Annotated in this window: 18 protein-coding genes; 12 read left to right on the top strand and 6 right to left on the bottom strand. The window is 67.1% G+C overall.

From position 1 onward, the window contains the following. Positions 1-75: 75 nt before the first annotated feature. Positions 76-972 (bottom strand): alpha/beta hydrolase, encoded by an 897-nt coding sequence (locus tag A5781_RS10725; RefSeq protein WP_067204767.1) that lies wholly within the window; start codon positions 970-972, stop codon positions 76-78. A 110-nt stretch (positions 973-1,082) separates the two neighbouring features. Between A5781_RS10725 and A5781_RS10720 the strand changes: the two genes are divergently transcribed. The 8 genes from A5781_RS10720 (at position 1,083) to A5781_RS10685 (ending at position 7,736) form a co-directional block, all read left to right on the top strand. Then, entirely contained in the window at positions 1,083-2,183 is a 1,101-nt protein-coding gene (locus A5781_RS10720) for a diacylglycerol kinase (RefSeq protein ID WP_067204764.1), read from the top strand. A gap of 17 nt (positions 2,184-2,200) precedes the next feature. Then, the gene (locus A5781_RS10715) at positions 2,201-2,941 is read left to right on the top strand and encodes a glucose 1-dehydrogenase (protein WP_067204761.1); all 741 of its coding nucleotides are present in this window, start codon (positions 2,201-2,203) and stop codon (positions 2,939-2,941) included. Positions 2,942-2,995: 54 nt separating this feature from the next. Then, on the top strand, positions 2,996-3,586 hold the full coding sequence (locus tag A5781_RS10710; RefSeq protein ID WP_067204759.1) for a TetR/AcrR family transcriptional regulator: 591 nt from the start codon (positions 2,996-2,998) through the stop codon (positions 3,584-3,586). Positions 3,587-3,687: 101 nt separating this feature from the next. Further along, on the top strand, positions 3,688-4,416 hold the full coding sequence (locus A5781_RS10705; RefSeq protein ID WP_067204756.1) for a cysteine hydrolase: 729 nt from the start codon (positions 3,688-3,690) through the stop codon (positions 4,414-4,416). A 19-nt stretch (positions 4,417-4,435) separates the two neighbouring features. Further along, positions 4,436-5,380 carry an aldo/keto reductase gene (locus A5781_RS10700; RefSeq protein WP_067204753.1) on the top strand — a complete coding sequence of 315 codons (945 nt, stop codon included), beginning with the start codon at positions 4,436-4,438 and terminating at the stop codon, positions 5,378-5,380. 9 nt (positions 5,381-5,389) lie between these two features. Beyond that, the gene (locus A5781_RS10695; protein ID WP_067204750.1) at positions 5,390-5,992 is read left to right on the top strand and encodes a DNA-3-methyladenine glycosylase I; all 603 of its coding nucleotides are present in this window, start codon (positions 5,390-5,392) and stop codon (positions 5,990-5,992) included. A gap of 18 nt (positions 5,993-6,010) precedes the next feature. After that, positions 6,011-7,351, top strand: a complete 1,341-nt coding sequence (locus tag A5781_RS10690) for an FAD-binding oxidoreductase (protein WP_067204746.1) — start codon at positions 6,011-6,013, stop codon at positions 7,349-7,351. A 34-nt stretch (positions 7,352-7,385) separates the two neighbouring features. Continuing rightward, the gene (locus tag A5781_RS10685) at positions 7,386-7,736 is read left to right on the top strand and encodes a hypothetical protein (protein WP_067204743.1); all 351 of its coding nucleotides are present in this window, start codon (positions 7,386-7,388) and stop codon (positions 7,734-7,736) included. Here the strand turns inward: A5781_RS10685 and A5781_RS10680 are convergent. From A5781_RS10680 to A5781_RS10670, 3 genes are read right to left on the bottom strand one after another with little or no spacing between them, the layout of a single operon-like run. Next, positions 7,733-8,269 carry a TetR/AcrR family transcriptional regulator gene (locus tag A5781_RS10680; protein WP_067204740.1) on the bottom strand — a complete coding sequence of 179 codons (537 nt, stop codon included), beginning with the start codon at positions 8,267-8,269 and terminating at the stop codon, positions 7,733-7,735. The two genes, A5781_RS10685 and A5781_RS10680, sit on opposite strands and share 4 nt — an antisense overlap. A gap of 28 nt (positions 8,270-8,297) precedes the next feature. Beyond that, the gene (locus A5781_RS10675; RefSeq protein ID WP_067205003.1) at positions 8,298-9,134 is read right to left on the bottom strand and encodes a thioesterase family protein; all 837 of its coding nucleotides are present in this window, start codon (positions 9,132-9,134) and stop codon (positions 8,298-8,300) included. Positions 9,135-9,146: 12 nt separating this feature from the next. After that, positions 9,147-9,965, bottom strand: coding sequence for an SMP-30/gluconolactonase/LRE family protein (locus tag A5781_RS10670; protein WP_067204737.1), 819 nt, complete (start codon positions 9,963-9,965; stop codon positions 9,147-9,149). Between the two features lie 243 nt (positions 9,966-10,208). Between A5781_RS10670 and A5781_RS10665 the strand changes: the two genes are divergently transcribed. The 4 genes from A5781_RS10665 to A5781_RS10650 all read left to right on the top strand — a co-directional run bounded on the left by A5781_RS10665 (position 10,209) and on the right by A5781_RS10650 (position 14,032). Continuing rightward, the gene (locus tag A5781_RS10665) at positions 10,209-11,099 is read left to right on the top strand and encodes an acyl-CoA thioesterase II (protein WP_067204734.1); all 891 of its coding nucleotides are present in this window, start codon (positions 10,209-10,211) and stop codon (positions 11,097-11,099) included. A 15-nt stretch (positions 11,100-11,114) separates the two neighbouring features. After that, complete coding sequence (locus A5781_RS10660) at positions 11,115-12,035, top strand: LLM class F420-dependent oxidoreductase (RefSeq protein WP_067204731.1); 921 nt, start codon at positions 11,115-11,117, stop codon at positions 12,033-12,035. After that, on the top strand, positions 12,035-13,216 hold the full coding sequence (locus A5781_RS10655) for an acyl-CoA dehydrogenase family protein (RefSeq protein ID WP_067204728.1): 1,182 nt from the start codon (positions 12,035-12,037) through the stop codon (positions 13,214-13,216). Before A5781_RS10660 ends, A5781_RS10655 begins: the two co-directional genes overlap by 1 nt. 84 nt (positions 13,217-13,300) lie before the next feature. Next, the gene (locus A5781_RS10650) at positions 13,301-14,032 is read left to right on the top strand and encodes a ZIP family metal transporter (RefSeq protein WP_067204725.1); all 732 of its coding nucleotides are present in this window, start codon (positions 13,301-13,303) and stop codon (positions 14,030-14,032) included. On the opposite strand, the gene A5781_RS10645 is transcribed toward A5781_RS10650, so the two are convergent. Both A5781_RS10645 and A5781_RS10640 read right to left on the bottom strand, forming a co-directional pair. Next, positions 14,029-14,712, bottom strand: a complete 684-nt coding sequence (locus A5781_RS10645; RefSeq protein ID WP_067204723.1) for a DUF427 domain-containing protein — start codon at positions 14,710-14,712, stop codon at positions 14,029-14,031. The two genes, A5781_RS10650 and A5781_RS10645, sit on opposite strands and share 4 nt — an antisense overlap. 50 nt (positions 14,713-14,762) lie before the next feature. Next, positions 14,763-15,527, bottom strand: coding sequence for an SDR family NAD(P)-dependent oxidoreductase (locus tag A5781_RS10640; RefSeq protein WP_067204999.1), 765 nt, complete (start codon positions 15,525-15,527; stop codon positions 14,763-14,765). Between the last annotated feature and the right edge of the window lie 132 nt (positions 15,528-15,659).

Raw genomic sequence — 15,659 nt, 5'->3', positions numbered from 1 at the left:
CGCCGCGCTCGCGATCGCCCCTAGGTCGATGGGGGCGACCCGCTTCGCCCGGCTACGCCGCGCTCGCGATCGCCCCTAGGCGCCCGCGCTCTTCAGGTGCTTGTCGAGGAAGGCGAGCTGGTCGGCGACGACACGCTCGAACGCCTCGCCGACGTAGATGGCGAAATGGCCCTCGGGATAGAGCTTGACCTCACCGCGCGGGGCCCTGGCCGCGTGGCGCAGCGTCGCCGCCGCGGGGGCCACCGAGTCGGCTTCGCAGACGCAGAACAGGATCGGGCAGGTGATCTCGGGCGTGCGGCGCCCCGGGCGATAGGCCATGATCTTCAACGCGATTCGGGCCGCCACTTGCTGGGGGATGTCCACACCGTCGGGCACCAGTCTCAGGTAACCCGGGTACGCGTCGGGCGCGTTCATCAGCGCGACCTCGCCCGGTTTCCCCACCGTGGGAACCATCACCGGTGGTTTTCCGCGGCGGGCGGCGAGCAGGTCGCGGGCGCCCAGAATGCCGACGCGCAAGAAGATCAGCGGGGACAGCGTCCGTATCGATGCGACGGCGTCGGTGAAGGGGCATTGGACCACCGCGGCGGCGATGCCCGGCAGCCGCGCCGCCGTGGCGATCACGTGGCCGCCGGCAAAAGAGGTGCCCCACAGGGCGATTCGCTTGGGATCGATTCCCGGGAGGGTGCGGGCGTAGGCGACCGCGGCGGCCCAGTCGGCGAGCTGCAGCCCGATGTCGAGCACCTGGCGGGGCCGGCCCTCGCTGTCGCCGAAGTTGCGGTAGTCGAACACCAGGCAGGCGTAACCGGCGGAGCTGAAGCGTTCGGCGTAGGCGTCGAGCCGCATGCTTCGCACCCCGCCCAGGCCATGCGCCATCACCAATAGCGGCGCGGGATCGCTGCCCGCCGGACGGTAGAGCCAGGCGCTGATCAGATCGCCACCGGACGGGAATTGGACGTCTTCGCGTTGTGTCATCAGCGAGTCATTCTGCCCGGGGAGTCCACGGTCAGTCCGCCGGTATGCGCCACAAATTTTGTGGACTAGTGTCTAGAAAAGTTTTGAGCGCTCAAAGGACGGAGACTCTGATGGCGATCCGCGTCGCGCACGTCGGTACCGGAAACGTCGGAGGGTTGGCCCTGGCCGAGCTGATCACCAACCCGCAGTTCGAGTTGACGGGCGTGTGCGTGTCCAGCCCGGAGAAGGTGGGCAAGGACGCCGGCGAGCTGTGCGGCGTCGCCCTGGAACCCGGTGTCGTCACGGGTGTCACGGCCGTCTCCGACCTCGACGCCCTGCTGGCCACCAAGCCCGAGTGCGTCGTGTACTGCGCCATGGGCGACACCCGCCTGCCCGACGCGATGGCCGACGTCATGCGCATCCTGGCGGCCGGCGTCAACGTCGTCGGGTCGTCGCCGGGGCTGCTGCAGTACCCGTGGGGCGTGATGCCCGACAAGTACATCAGCCGCGTCGAAGATGCTGCACGGCAGGGCAATTCGAGCATCTTCATCAGCGGCGTCGACCCGGGATTCGCAAACGATCTGATCCCGTTCGCGCTCGCCGGCACCTGTCAACACATCGAGCAGGTGCGCTGCATGGAGATTCACGACTACGCGTCGTACAACGGGACCGAGGTCATGGACTACATGGGATTCGCCAAGCCCATGGACGAGATCCCGATGCTGCTGCAGCCGGGCATCCTCAGCATTGCCTGGGGAACCGCGATCCGTCAGCTGGCGGCCGGTCTCGGCATTGAGGTCGACGAGATCACCGAGTCCTACCAGCGTGAGCCCGCGCCCGAGGATTTCGACATCGCGGTCGGCCACGTAGCCAAGGGCACCGTGGCCGTGCTGCAATTCGAGATTTGCGGCATGGTCAAGGGTCACCCCGCCGTCGTCATCGAGCACGTCACCCGGTTGCGGCCGGACCTGCGCCCCGACCTACCCCAGCCCGCCGCGGGCGACGGCTCGTACCGCGTCGAGATCACCGGCGAGCCGTCGTATGCCGTCGACATCATCCCGAGCAGCCGCAAGGGCGACCACAACCACGCGGCGATCGCGGGCGCCGCGGGCCGAGTCGTCAACGCCATCCCCGCCGTGATCGCCGCGCCGCCGGGCATCCGGACCACACTAGATTTGCCGCTGGTAACCGGCAAAGGCCTTTACGCACCAAGCACTTTGGTGACGACCTAAATCGAAAGGAGACCCACGTGGGTCGGGTAGACGGCAAGGTAGCGCTCATCAGTGGTGGCGCGGGCGGTATGGGAGCCGAAGATGCGCGCCTGCTGGTCGAGGAAGGCGCCAAGGTCGTTATCGGCGACATTCTTGACGACCAGGGCAAGGCGTTGGCCGACGAGATCGGCGACTCTGCACGCTACGTGCACCTCGACGTCACCCAGCCCGACCAGTGGGACGCCGCCGTCGCCACCGCGATCGGCGAATTCGGCAAGCTAAACGTGCTGGTCAACAACGCCGGAACCGTCGCGCTCGGCCCGCTGAAGAACTTCGATCTGGCCAAGTGGCAGAAGGTGATTGACGTCAACCTGACCGGGACATTCCTGGGCATGCGGGTTGCGGTCGAGCCGATGATCGCGGCCGGGGGCGGCTCGATCATCAACGTGTCGTCCATCGAGGGCCTGCGCGGCGCGCCCATGGTGCACCCTTACGTCGCGTCCAAGTGGGGCGTGCGTGGCCTCGCGAAGTCGGCGGCACTGGAGCTGGCGCCGCACAATATTCGGGTGAACTCCGTGCACCCGGGGTTCATCCGCACCCCGATGACCGCCCACCTGCCCGAGGACATGGTGACGATCCCGCTCGGGCGTCCGGGCGAGGTTCGGGAAGTCGCGACATTCGTGCTCTTCCTGGCCAGCGACGAATCGTCATACTCCACCGGCAGCGAGTTCGTGATGGACGGTGGCCTGATCACCGATGTCAATCACAAGGAGTTCTAGCGGCGGAAAGTGCGACCGGCAAAGGTAGGTGACCGGTCGGCTAATATCGAAAGTATGCCGCGCCCGCCAAATCCGGAGGTCCGCAACCGCCTGCTCGCTGCAGGGCTCGGGCTCGTGCACGCGCGCGGATTCTCCGCCAGTGGGGTCAAGGACATCACCGACGCGGCCGGCGTGCCGAAAGGCTCGTTCTACGCGTATTTTTCGAGCAAAGAGGCGTTCGCGGCGGCGATCCTCGCGCACTACTGGGCCGAGATCGAGGCGCGGCTGCTGCCGATCCTCGCTGCCGACGGGCCGGCGCAGGAGCGGATCACACGCTTTTTCCACGCCCTCGCCGACGAACACGAGGCCGGCGACTTCCTGCTGGGCTGCCTGGTGGGCAACTTGTCGCTGGAACTCGGCGGATCCAGTGACCCGGTGCGCGCCGAGCTTCTTCGGATTCTCGAGCGCTGGGACACGGCCCTCACCGATTGCGTGCGGTCCGGCCAGCATGGTGCGGGGGCTATTCGCAGGGACCTCGACGCGGGGCAACTCGCCGCACAGCTGATCGAGGCGTGGGAGGGCGCGGCCCTGCGCGGCAAGGTGACCCGGAGTCGCATGCCGTACGACCGGTTCGAAGCCGTTACGGTCCCGGCGCTCTTGCGCTGAATTTCGGCGAGAGGAATGCGGGGCGCTGCACGGTTGTTAAATAGACGACTGGTCAGCTATAGTCCCGATATGAACCGATTTCGACCACGAGGACGGCCCCGATGACGGACCCGGCCACTTACGCCGACCCACAGGATCCCGCGCTGCCGCCTTCGGGCTTCGCGTTCGATTTTGAGCACGCCGCGCTCGTCGTCACCGATCCGCAGATCGACTTCCTCAGCCCCGACGGCGCCGCTTGGCCGGCCTTCGGCGACAGCATCCGCGACAACGACACCGTGGCCCACATCGGCGAACTATTCCGCGCCGCCAAACTGGCGGGCCTCACCGTCGCCGTGTCGCCGCACTACTTCTACCCCACCGACAGGCAGTGGCTGTTCGGCGATCCGCTGGAGAAATTCATGATCGGCGTGGGCATGTTCGACCGTCGGGGCGCTTACACGACGGACGGATTCGCGGGCTCCGGGGCCGACTTCCTGCCCGCCTACTGTCACCACATCCACGACGGGCAGACCGTCATCGCCTCCCCGCACAAGATCGTCGGCCCCGAATCGAACGACCTTGTGCTGCAGTTGCGCAAGCGGGGCGTGAACCAGGTCGTCCTGGCGGGGATGGCCGCCAACCTCTGCGTCGAAGGCCACCTGCGCGAGCTCATCGAGCAGGGCTTCGAGGTCGTGGTCGTCAAGGACGCCACCGCGGGCCCGTGTTTACCCGAGGGTGATGGCTACCTCGCGGCCCTGGTGAATTTCCGGTTCCTCGCCAGCGCCGTCTGGACAACTGCCGAAACCGTCGCGCGGCTCGTGAAACGGGTTGCGCCCGAAAGTATTCGATAACGATGTAAGGAGACCGACCATGGCACCGAACGAGACCCTGAGCCGGCACAGATTCGCCTTGAACAACGGCAGCACCGAGATTCCGGCGCTCGGGTTTGGCACCTCGCTTTCCGACAACACCAAAACCCGAGACGCCGTCAAGACCGCGGTGGAATTGGGATTCCGCCACCTCGACGCCGCCGAGCGGTACCGCAACGAAGCCGAGGTGGGTGCGGCGCTAAAGGAGTTATTCGCACAACGAACGGTCCGCCGCGAGGAGCTGTTCGTGACCACCAAGCTGTGGAACAACAACCATCGACCGGAGCGGGTGAGGGCCGCGCTGCAAGCCAGCCTGAACAGGCTCGGGCTGGACGCTGTCGACCTGTATCTGGTGCACACCCCGTTCGCGTTCAAGCCGGGCGACGACCAAGACCCCCGGGACATCCATGGAGCCGTCGTTTACGACGACGGAGTCAGCTTGGCCGAAACCTGGACGGCCATGGAAAGCCTTGTTGACGAGGGACTTACGCGCGCGATAGGACTCTCCGACATCGACGCCGCAGGGGCCAGGAACATCATCGAAACCGCTCGCATCAAGCCGGCGGTCGTAGAGGTCGAGTCGCACCCGTATCACCCGCAGTGGGAACTGCACGGACTGCGCGAGACCGACGGGGTCATCCTATTGGCGTTCGCGTCACTCGGGCACGCCCTGGAACCGCGGTTGCTCGACGACCCTCTCGTGGTGTCGATCGCTCGACGTCTGGGCAAGACCCCCGCGCAAGTACTGCTGGCCTGGGGCATCCAGCGTGGCAGCGCGGTTCTGACGGCATCCGTGACGCCGGCGCGCATCCGCGAGAACTTCGATGTCACCGCGCTTCCCGAGAGCGCGATCCACGAGATCAGCGAGCGTCTCGAGACTCGGATCAGGTTCAATTCCGTTGTCGAGGCCGGCGAGCCGGGATTCGCCGAGGTGCCCCGGGGCTAGGGTCGTCCGATGAAGGCGATGGCCGGTATCGGCGTGCCGTCACACCTACCGACCGTGGTGACCGGTTCCGACGGCGTCGTTCGATGTCGCTGGGCCAGCGCGCCGGGCCGCGACCTGACCGCCTATCACGACGACGAGTGGGGGAGGCCCACCCGCGACGAGGCCGAACTCTTCGAGGTGCTGGTGTTGACCTACTTCGAGAACGGCCTGTCCTGGGCAAGCGTCTTCGACAAGCGGGGCAATCTGCGCGCGGCGTTTCACGGATTCGACCCGGCGGCGGTGGCCGCAATGACCGACGGCGACGTCGAGCGTTTGATGGCCGACACGTCGATCATCCGCAACCGGCAAAAGATCGAAGCCACGCTGCACAACGCTCACCTGTTATCGAAATACCCGCTGTGCCAACTGGCGTGGCAACATCAACCGCTTACCCAGCATCGGCTCCGGAGCTGGAGCGATGGCCGGATGGTGTCCCCGGAGTCGCACCGGCTCTCAGCGGCGTTGCGAGAAGCGGGTTTTCGGCTGGTCGGCCCGGTCGTCGCCCATTCGTTCATGCAAACCGTCGGGATCGAGAACGGTCATTTCGAGGGCTGTTTTCGCGCCACGGCATGAAGTGCTATAACCGCGAGCATGCTGCGCAGTCTGGCTGATCTGGTCGGCTCGAACCACGTGGTCACCGATCCCGACGTCCTCGCGGGCCGCAGCGTCGACCACACCGGTCGCTATCGGGGCCGGGCCAGCGCGCTGGTGCGCCCGGGTTCTCCCGAGCAGGTCGCCGAGGTGTTGCGGGTGTGCCGGGACGCCGGGGCGCACGTGACGGTGCAGGGCGGCCGCACCTCGCTGGTGGCCGGCACCGTTCCCGAGCACGACGACGTGTTGCTGTCCACCGAGCGGCTGCACGCCCTCGATGACGTCGACACCGTCGAGCGCCGCGTCCGGGTCGGCGCCGGCGCGACGCTGACCGCGGTGCAACGCGCCGCGGGCGCCGCGGGCCTGCTGTTCGGCGTGGACCTGGCCGCCCGCGACACCGCGACGGTCGGGGGGATGGCGTCGACGAACGCCGGCGGCCTGCGCACGGTCCGCTACGGCAACATGGGCGAACAGGTGGTCGGCTTACAGGTGGCGCTGCCCGACGGGTCGCTGCTGCACCGGCACAGCCGGGTGCGCCGGGACAACACCGGCTACGACCTGTCTTCGCTGTTCGTCGGCGCGGAGGGCACCCTCGGCGTCATCACCGCGCTCGACCTGCGGCTGCACCCCACCCCCTCGCGGCGGGTGACGGCGGTCTGCGGGTTCGACGAGCTGGATGCTCTGGTGGCCGCCGGCCGGATGTTTCGGGACGTGGACGGCATCGCGGCACTGGAATTGATCGACGGCCGCGCCGCCGCGCTGACCGGCGAGCACCTCGGCGTCGGCTCTCCGGTTGAGGGTGACTGGCTGTTGCTGGTGGAGCTGGCCGCGGACCACGACCAGACCGACCGGCTCGCCGAGCTGCTCGACGGTGCGCGGTTGTGCGGGGAACCCGCCGTCGGCGTGGATGTTGCTGCGCAGCAACGGTTGTGGCAGTTACGCGAGTCGCTCGTCGACATCCTTGGCGTGTACGGGCCGCCGCTGAAGTTCGACGTCTCCCTGCCGCTGTCCTCCATCGACGGATTCGCCAGGGAGGCAGTCGATTTGATCGCCGCGCAGGCTCCCGAGGCGCTGCCCGTGCTGTTCGGCCACATCGGGGAGGGCAACCTGCATCTCAACGTGCTGCGCTGCCCCGTCGACCGGGAGCGGGCGCTGTACGAGCCGATGATGGAACTCATCGCGCGGTCCGGCGGCAACGTCAGCTCCGAACACGGCGTGGGCACCCGCAAGCGGCACTACCTCGGCATGTCGCGGGAGCCCGCGGACATCGCGGCGATGCGGACCATCAAGGCAGCCCTGGACCCGACCGGCTACCTCAACGCCGCGGTGCTGTTCGACTGATCGTTCTTGCGCCGTCTGACATACGCTGGGCTTCATGGCATCCGGGATCTTCGACACGCCCATCGTCGGAATCGTCAACAATTTGTTCAGTGGCATGATCGATGCGCCCGTCGTCGGGCCACTGGTACGACGCGGGCTGATCAAGATTCGCTACGTCGGCAGGCGTTCGGGTAAGACGATCCAGACCCCGGTCGGGTACCGCCGCTCCGGTGACGGCATCGTCATCAACGTCATGTCGCCCGATAGCAAGGCATGGTGGCGAAACTTTCTCGGCGAGGGCGGTTCGATCACACTGCTCAACTTCGACGGCGCCGACCGCACCGGACACGCGATCGCCAGCCGCGATGAGAAGGGCCGCGTCAAGGTCGAGGTGCAGCTCGACTAGCTCCCCTTGATGCCGACCGCGTGCCGCAACTGCGCCAGGAACTGGTCGGCATCGTCGCTGGGGACGATGTAGTGCGATATCGCGATCCGGATGACGGTCGCCGCCTTCACCGCGGCGTTGGGGCCGGGCAGGTGGCGTTGCAGGCCCTCGCGCATCTGCGGGATGACCCCGGAGAATTGGGCGATGGTGTGCTCGGGCTCGACATCGACCATGCGCACGCCGGAATACGAGTGCTGGTACTCGACGATGAACCGCAGCACGGCGTCGAGCTTGTCGACCCCCTTCAGGCCGGCCGTGGCCCGGACCAGGCCGCTCTCGAAGATCTGGCGCTCGTAGCTCGAAAAGGCCGACAGCAGTTCCTCTTTGGACGCGAACCAGCGGTAGAGCGTCGGGCGGGACACCCCGGCCTGGGCGGCGACGTCGGACAGGCTGAGCTTGGTTTTGCCGTTGCGGCCGAGCACCTCGGCGGTGGCGTCGAGGATGCGCTGACGCGTCGAGGTGTCAGGCTCTGCGGTCTGGGCCGGACTGCTCATGTCTGCAACTCTACGAAGTTGTCCACGGTCATTTCGCTTCCCGGTCGGACTTGCCCGGGCGCGGGCGCACCAGCACCGACTGCTGGATCGCACCGACCGCGCCGCGCTCGTCGAACAGCGTGCCGATCGTGGTCCCGATGCCGTCGGGGCCGTAGCTGGTCTCGGCGCGAATGCCGATCCACTCACCGTCGGGGACCCGGAACACGTGCACGGCCAGGTCGGTGTTGAGGAATGTCCACCGGGAGATGTCCAGCTTGCTGCCGATGCCGTTGGCGCAGTCGGCCACCGCGAACAGGCGCTCCAGCGGCGTCATCGTCTCGCCGGTGACCAGGTCCACCGTCGGGTGGATCCACGATTCGCCCGGGCCCTCGCTGAGCGGCTCCGTCAGCCACAGCCAGTCGAGGCTGTGCACGTAGTTGCGGTCCCAGTCCCGTGCCTTGAGGTTGCGGTTGCGGGCCTCGCTGCGCGGCCCGGGCATCGGCGCGGCGGCGTGGGCCACGGCCCGGGTGTCCAGGGTTTGTAGCCGCCATCCGCTGGCGCGCGCCACCGGCCGGGGTTCGCCGTCGGGACCGGGGGCCAGCATCTCGGCGCTGACGAGTTCGATCTGCTTCCCGCCGCGCTGAACCCGCGAGCTGACCCACAGGTCGCCCTCGGCCGGCACCCCGCCCAGCAAGTCGATGACGACGCGGGACAGTCGGGTGTCGTCGCGTTGTTCGCACCGCTCCAGCGCCCGCACCAGCAGGGCCGACACTGGCCCGCCGTGCTGTATCGCGGACGACCAGGTTCCGCGCGCCAGGTCGGTGGCCCGGAATTTTTCGCCCAACGTATCCGCGCCGTCGATGAGCTCGTAGTAGGAGTCGGTCATCGTCACCTCTCGTCAGGGCAGGCCGGCGCCGGGCGTGGTCACCGTGACGGCGTCCAGCCGGGACAGCCGGGTGCCGACCAGGCGCTGCGGATACGCCTCCGTGCTGGACAGCAAGAACAACGTCCGGCGTTCGGGGCCGCCGAGCGCGCAGGCGATGGCGACGCGCTCACCCATGTCGATGCGGTCGGTCACGGCGCCGCCCTCGATGATCCGCTCGAATTGGTGGGCCAACGTCATCGACGCCCACACCGCGCCGTCGGCGTCGAGCGCGATGCCGTCGGGCGGCCCGTCCAGGCCCTCGGCGAAAACGCGGGGGTTGGCCAGCCCGCCGTCCGCGCCGATCGTGAACGCCGTCAACCGCCGGCCGACCGACTCGGCGACGATCAGTCTCTGCCCGTCCGGCGTGATCACCATTCCGTTGGGAAAGTCGAGGTCTTCGGCGACGACGACGGCGCGGTCGTCCGGATCGAGCCGGATGATGGCACCGCCGTTAATGGCTTGGCACCCGATGTACGCGCGGCCCGCGTCGTCGATGACCATGTCGCCGAGGTTGACCGGTGTCAGTTCGGCGAGATCGGCGATGGTGTCGACGTTTTCACCGTCGTAGCGCAACACCTTGCGGTCTTCGACCGAGACGATCAGGAGCGATCCGTCGGGGCGAAAACCCAGGCCCGACGGGCAGTGCCCGGGCAGCGGCAACGTGGTCAGCGAGCCGCCCATGGTCGAGGTGTGGACCGCCTCGCCCAGCATGTCGGAGAACCACAACAGTCCCTCGAACCAGCGCGGTCCTTCGCCGAAGCAGAAGCCGTTGGCCAGCGGCTCGGGAATCATCCGCTACGGCCTTTGCCGGCATCTTCCGCTTTACAAAACACCGCCAAAGTGTCATGCACCGCGGGTACCGGTGTCAATCTCGCTGCCGGGCGGGTTCCCGCGCGACGGCCTGCAATTCTCCGGATTGGTGACGAAGTCGTAGACGGCCCCTGCGGACTGGGCGAAAGCGGTTAGCCAAGCTTTACAAATCTTAGCCAAAGTGTCACGCTGGGCGATGAGCTGCCAACGAGATAGGGAGCGGATTTGACTACCGAATCTGAGCAGACCGAGTGGACGGTGCAGGGCCTGCTGGACCTGTTCGACGTGCAGGCAGACGGGCAGGACCGGTTCACCGGTGACACCGGCGGTGATGTTGGAGCCGCCGGCGACGAACGGCAAGTGGTGGAAGGCACCCAGGTGCTCGCCCAGGCGATCGTCGCGGTGGCGAAGCGATTTCCGGACAAGTCGGTGCGCTCGGCACACGCGGTGTTCTCCCGCGCCGTAACCGTTGGACCGGCGATCGAGCTTGTCCTCGACGTCGTCGCCGAGGGCCGGTCCACCGCCACCGCGGTGGTCGCGGTGCACCAAAACGGGCGGCGCTGCCTGAGCATCACGGTGCTGGCCGACGTCCCCACCGGTGACGTCATCCGACACCACCTGCCGCGCCCCGACGTGGCCGCACCCGCCGATGCCAACCCCTCGCCGATGCCGATGGTCGGCCGGGAACTGCGCCTGGTCGACGTCGTCGACGTCAACAGCCCGGACGAGGTCGGGCCGCCGGAGCTGTACGCCTGGCTGCACTACGATCCGATCCCGGAACGGGACGACCTGGCCAAGGCGCTCATCGCTTACTTCACCGGCCATCTCGGGATTTCCACCACGATGCGGGCGCACCCCGGCATCGGCACCGCTCAGGCGCACCTGACGGTGTCCACGGCACCGATGAGCATCTCCGTCGCGTTCCACGAGCCGGTGCGCTGGAACGGGTGGCTGCTGTACACCCACGAAAGCACCCAGGTCGGGGCGGGCATGTCGTACGTGCGCGGCACCGTGCATTCCGAGGAGGGGGAGCTGCTGTGCTCCTTCGCCCAGGAGGCGCTGATCCGCCCGCTGCGCACCACCGACACGGCCATCGACTCCCGCGCACGGTTCTAGCGGCCGGTCGCTGTCATGCATTTCACCATCACCCACCCGATGCACAGCCACCCGTACAACCCGGAGTTGGTGAGCGGAGATGGCATCGGGAAGGTGGCCGCAGCCACCGAAGCGGCCGGAATTCACGGGTTCGGCTTCACGGATCACCCGGCGCCGTCGCAGCGATGGCTGGAGGCCGGTGGGCACGACGCGTTGGATCCCTTTGTCGCACTGGGTTTCGCCGCGGCCACGACGACCACACTGCGGCTGATTCCCAACATCGTGGTGCTGCCGTATCGAAATCCGTTCGTGGTGGCCAAGTCTGGTGCCACGCTGGACCTGCTCTCCGGCGGCCGGTTCACGCTCGCGGTGGGCGTGGGTTACCTCAAGCGGGAATTTGCCGCGCTGGGGGTCAGCTACGACGAGCGGGCCGAGCTCTTCGAGGAAGCGCTGCAGGTAATCCGGGCAGTCTGGACCGGTGACGACATCGTTTTCGAGGGAAGGCATTTCAGTGCACGCGGGATCACCGCGCACCCCCGGCCGCTGAGTGACCCGCACCCGCCTATCTGGATCGGCGGCAACACGTCGTCAGCGCGCCAACGGGTGGCGCAATACGGTGACGGCTGGTGCCCATTCCCCGCGCCGCCCCAACTGGCCCAGACCGCCGGCACGGCGGTCATCGACTCGCTGGCGCGCCTCACCGACGGCATTGACGACCTGCGCCGGCGGTGCGATGCCGCGGGCAGGGACTGGTCGGCGATCGACATCACCTTCACCAACTTCGAGGGCGGCAGCCCCGCCGACGACGAATTCAACGGGGATGCCTACCTCGACGGCCTGGAGAAGCTGGCGAAACTGGGCGTGACGTGGGTGAGCGTCCATCTCCCCGGCGACGGCATGGCGCACGCACTCGAGACCCTCGATCGGTTCCGCACCCTCGTGATCGACGCGGCCTGATGGACTTCTCCCGCGTCGAACTCTCGCCCGAAGACCGGGCCTTCCGCGACGAGACCCGCGCCTTCATCGCGAAGCATGTCACGGACGAAGTGCTCCACCGACAGCTGGAGTTCGGCGAAAACTTCGACGAGCAAGTGCATCTGGCGCTGGGCGAAGCTGGCTACCTCGCATCGGATTGGAAGCTGGAGTCCGAGGGCGGATTCAGCCCGGTCCGCCGGCGCATCTTCCAACTCGAGATCGCCCGGGCCCATACGCCTTGGTATCACTGGGGTACGACGTCCGTCGTCGCCCGGTTGGTGCGGCAATTCGGGGCACCGGAGCTCGCCGACCAGATGGTCCCCGGCGTGCTGTCCGGCGAGATTCGGCTCTGCCTGGGCTACACCGAGCCCGAGGGTGGCTCCGACGTCGCCACCTGCAAGACGCGCGCGGTGCGGGAGGCGAATGGATCTGGCTGGATCATCAACGGCTCCAAGATGTTCACGTCGAATGCGCAGAACGCCAGGTATGTCTTTCTGCTCACCAACACCGACCCCCAGGGCCGGAAACACCGCAACCTGACCATGTTCCTGGTGCCCCTCGACTCGCCTGGCGTCGAGATCCAGGGGATCCGGACCCTGGACGGTGACCGCACCAACATCGTCTACTACAGCGACGTCCGCGTCGACGACCTCCACCGGATCGGCGAAGTGAACGATGGCTGGACGGTGATGCGCGCGGCGCTGGACTCAGAGCACGGCCTGGTGGATCGGGAAGATCATGGCCTGCAATACATTGCGGCGATGTCGGCGCACGGCGACCTGATGGCCGAAGTCATCGACGCGGTGGCGGCCGTCGTCGGTCGACCGGGTCCCGACCGGCGGACGCCGCTGGACGACGACTCGGTCAAATACCGGCTCGGGCGTGACGTGGCCCGGATGGAGGCGGCACTGTCCACGCCCGGGATGTTCGGGCGGGTAGCGATCGCGCAGACAATGCGCGACGTCACCCCGGACCTGATGGACATCATGGGAACCGCATCGGCATTGCCTACCGAAACTCCCGGCTCCGCCACCGACGGTGCGGCGGAACACCTTTACCGGCTAGCCCTGCCGCTGGGGATCTACGGCGGCACGCTGGAAGTGTTCCGCAACATGATTGCCCAGCACGAGCTCAAGCTAGGGCGGCCTAGCTACGGCGGCTAGCTTCAGACGTTCGGGTGGGCCAACCCTCCCCGAGGGCGCTACCTTTTCACCGAGCATCTCCTCGCAGAGAGGTAGGCCCCCGCAGTGGTTGTTCTCGTGGCCCTCGGCTCGTTCGTGACCACATTGCTGGGCGGTTTTGCCGCGCTGCGTATCGGTTCCTACCGCTATCTGGTGCTCGGGTTGGCGGCCGGGCTGATGCTCGGCGCGGTGGGCTTCGACCTGCTGCCGGAAGCGATGAGCCAGACGCCATGGAGCCTGTTCGGCATACCTGCTCCGCTGGTGGCGTTCGTTCTCGGCTTTCTGGTGCTGCACGTCATCGAACACACCGTCGGCATCCACCGCGGTCACGGATCGGAGGAGGATGCCGGTGATCCGGACGCGCCCGGCGTCGGGATCCTTGCCGCGTCGGGGCTGATCGGCCACAGCGTCATGGACGGATTCGCCATCGGTGCCGCTTTTCAGGCGGGAACTGCGGCGGGCGCGGTGGTGGCGGTCGCGGTGATAGGCCACGATTTCGCGGACGGTTTCAACACCTACACCGTCACATCGCTCTATGGAAACGACCGTCGAAGGGCATTGGCACTGCTGGCCGCTGACGCGATCGCACCGGTGGCGGGCGCTGCGCTCACACTGGCGGTGACGATCCCCCATCGCCTGCTCGAGCTGTATCTCGGATTCTTCGCCGGTTTCCTGATGTACTTGGCCAGCGCCGACATCCTGCCGAGGGCGCACGCCGGACATCGGACTCCGGTGACCTTGGCGTGCACCATCGGCGGGGTGCTGTTCATGCTGGCGATCGTCGGGCTGGCGAGTTAGCCGCCCGTGCGCGGCAGCTCGGCCACGACATCCACGCGGACGAGGTCGAAGCTCAGAAATCCCTTGATGGGCAGGCTTTCCGGCGGCGGGTCGGCGTAGCTCCATGCGATGTCGTCGGCCAACCGGCCGTCCACATCGGCGGACCAGTAGGTGGCGAAGCCCTTGTAGTTGCAGTAGCTCAACGTGTCCGAGCGGCGCAACACGTCGGTGCGTACGCGCACCGGATCGACGTAAAGCCTTGGAGCCAAGGATGTTTCGAACACGATCACCGTGTCGTCGGTGTCCACCAGCACCGTGCCGGCGACCGAGACCCGCAAGCGACGCTTGGTGGGGCGGCAGTCGACGCGGTGGTAGGGATTGGGCGGGTAGTGGACGAGTTCGCGGCCCTCTTCCATCCAGGTGTCGACCGCATCCCAGGGCACGTGCACGAAGCCCGGCGCCTCCGGCTCGGGTTCGGTGGGCAGGTCACCCACCTCGTCGGAGCGGAAGACATAGCTCAGCGGCTGCCCCCGCCGGTGCACCAGCAACGCCCCTTCGGTGTCGATCACAAGCCGCCCATCCTGGATAGCTTGCACGCGGCGCGGATGAGGCTCGATGAAGACGACCTCGGCGGGCAGCGGGGGCGCGAATCGCCCGGCCGGATCACTGCTGAGCGGACCACGTCCGGCTACCAGGCTCATGGTGTGAGGCTAGACCTTTGTCCGCCGAGCCGGTTCACGCCGTGACTGGCTCAGTGGTCCGCATCGAGCAGCGCCGCGTACTGGCGCTCGAGCACCTTGATGGCGCCGCTGTCCCAGCGCTCGGCCAGCGACCTTGACAGCGGATCGGGGAAGATTTCGTCATCGTCGTTCTCCACCCCGTCGAAGATGGCGTGCGCCACCGATTGCGGCGAGGCTTTCGGTATGTCGAGGCCGCGGGTCATCTCGGTGTCCACCGGCCCGGTCAGCACGGCATGCACCCGCACCCCCTGCCCGGCCAACATGGCACGAAGCGACTGCGTCATGGAGAACGCGGCAGCCTTGGAGACGGAGTAGGCCGGGATGAGTGGCAGGGGGGCCAACGCGTTCACCGACAGATTGTTGACAATCGATCCTCCGGAACGGACCAATAAGGGCAGGAAGGTCTGGATGACGGCGTAGGTGCCGAAAAGGTTGACCGCAAGATGTTGCTGGAGCGCGGAGGGGTCACTTAAGTCATCGTAAAGAGCAAGCCCGGCATTGTTGATGACGATATCGAGAGAGTCGACCTGCCCGGCCGCCGCCTCGAGATCAGCCTTGTCGGTTATGTCCAGGGTCAACGGCGTCACGCGCGAATCGCCGGTGTCCGCCAAGGCCTTTCGGGTACCCACGTACACCCGTCCCGCGCCTCTCTTCAACGCTTCCACGGTCAGCGCGTGCCCGATTCCGCGATTGCCACCGGTAATCAGAATCGCTTTTCCCGAGAGTATGGTCACGACCGTCTCCTTTCTTGTTGGGGTTGCCGGCAGGCCGCACATCTGGTGGGCACACCGCCGCGAGCCGTCGCACGATGCCCGCATGTTCTTCCGATACACCGCGGCGCGCAGAATCATCGGTCGGCAGATCAGGGCTCCGCCGATAACGGGCGCGAAATCCCGGGATGCGTGCGC

This window comes from Mycobacterium sp. 852002-30065_SCH5024008, from assembly GCF_001665645.1.
Taxonomy (GTDB): Bacteria; Actinomycetota; Actinomycetes; order Mycobacteriales; family Mycobacteriaceae; genus Mycobacterium; species Mycobacterium paraffinicum.
The sequence above is the reverse complement of the archived record's forward strand: the minus strand, read 5'-3'. Positions and strand labels throughout refer to the sequence as shown.

Coding starts and splice junctions, on each gene's coding strand:
- A5781_RS10725 (WP_067204767.1), bottom strand. CDS start 972: ATGACACAACGCGAAGACGTCCAATTCCCGTCCGGTGGCGATCTGATC.
- A5781_RS10720 (WP_067204764.1), top strand. CDS start 1,083: ATGGCGATCCGCGTCGCGCACGTCGGTACCGGAAACGTCGGAGGGTTG.
- A5781_RS10710 (WP_067204759.1), top strand. CDS start 2,996: ATGCCGCGCCCGCCAAATCCGGAGGTCCGCAACCGCCTGCTCGCTGCA.
- A5781_RS10705 (WP_067204756.1), top strand. CDS start 3,688: ATGACGGACCCGGCCACTTACGCCGACCCACAGGATCCCGCGCTGCCG.
- A5781_RS10700 (WP_067204753.1), top strand. CDS start 4,436: ATGGCACCGAACGAGACCCTGAGCCGGCACAGATTCGCCTTGAACAAC.
- A5781_RS10695 (WP_067204750.1), top strand. CDS start 5,390: ATGAAGGCGATGGCCGGTATCGGCGTGCCGTCACACCTACCGACCGTG.
- A5781_RS10690 (WP_067204746.1), top strand. CDS start 6,011: ATGCTGCGCAGTCTGGCTGATCTGGTCGGCTCGAACCACGTGGTCACC.
- A5781_RS10685 (WP_067204743.1), top strand. CDS start 7,386: ATGGCATCCGGGATCTTCGACACGCCCATCGTCGGAATCGTCAACAAT.
- A5781_RS10680 (WP_067204740.1), bottom strand. CDS start 8,269: ATGAGCAGTCCGGCCCAGACCGCAGAGCCTGACACCTCGACGCGTCAG.
- A5781_RS10675 (WP_067205003.1), bottom strand. CDS start 9,134: ATGACCGACTCCTACTACGAGCTCATCGACGGCGCGGATACGTTGGGC.
- A5781_RS10670 (WP_067204737.1), bottom strand. CDS start 9,965: ATGATTCCCGAGCCGCTGGCCAACGGCTTCTGCTTCGGCGAAGGACCG.
- A5781_RS10660 (WP_067204731.1), top strand. CDS start 11,115: ATGCATTTCACCATCACCCACCCGATGCACAGCCACCCGTACAACCCG.
- A5781_RS10655 (WP_067204728.1), top strand. CDS start 12,035: ATGGACTTCTCCCGCGTCGAACTCTCGCCCGAAGACCGGGCCTTCCGC.
- A5781_RS10645 (WP_067204723.1), bottom strand. CDS start 14,712: ATGAGCCTGGTAGCCGGACGTGGTCCGCTCAGCAGTGATCCGGCCGGG.
- A5781_RS10640 (WP_067204999.1), bottom strand. CDS start 15,527: ATGTGCGGCCTGCCGGCAACCCCAACAAGAAAGGAGACGGTCGTGACC.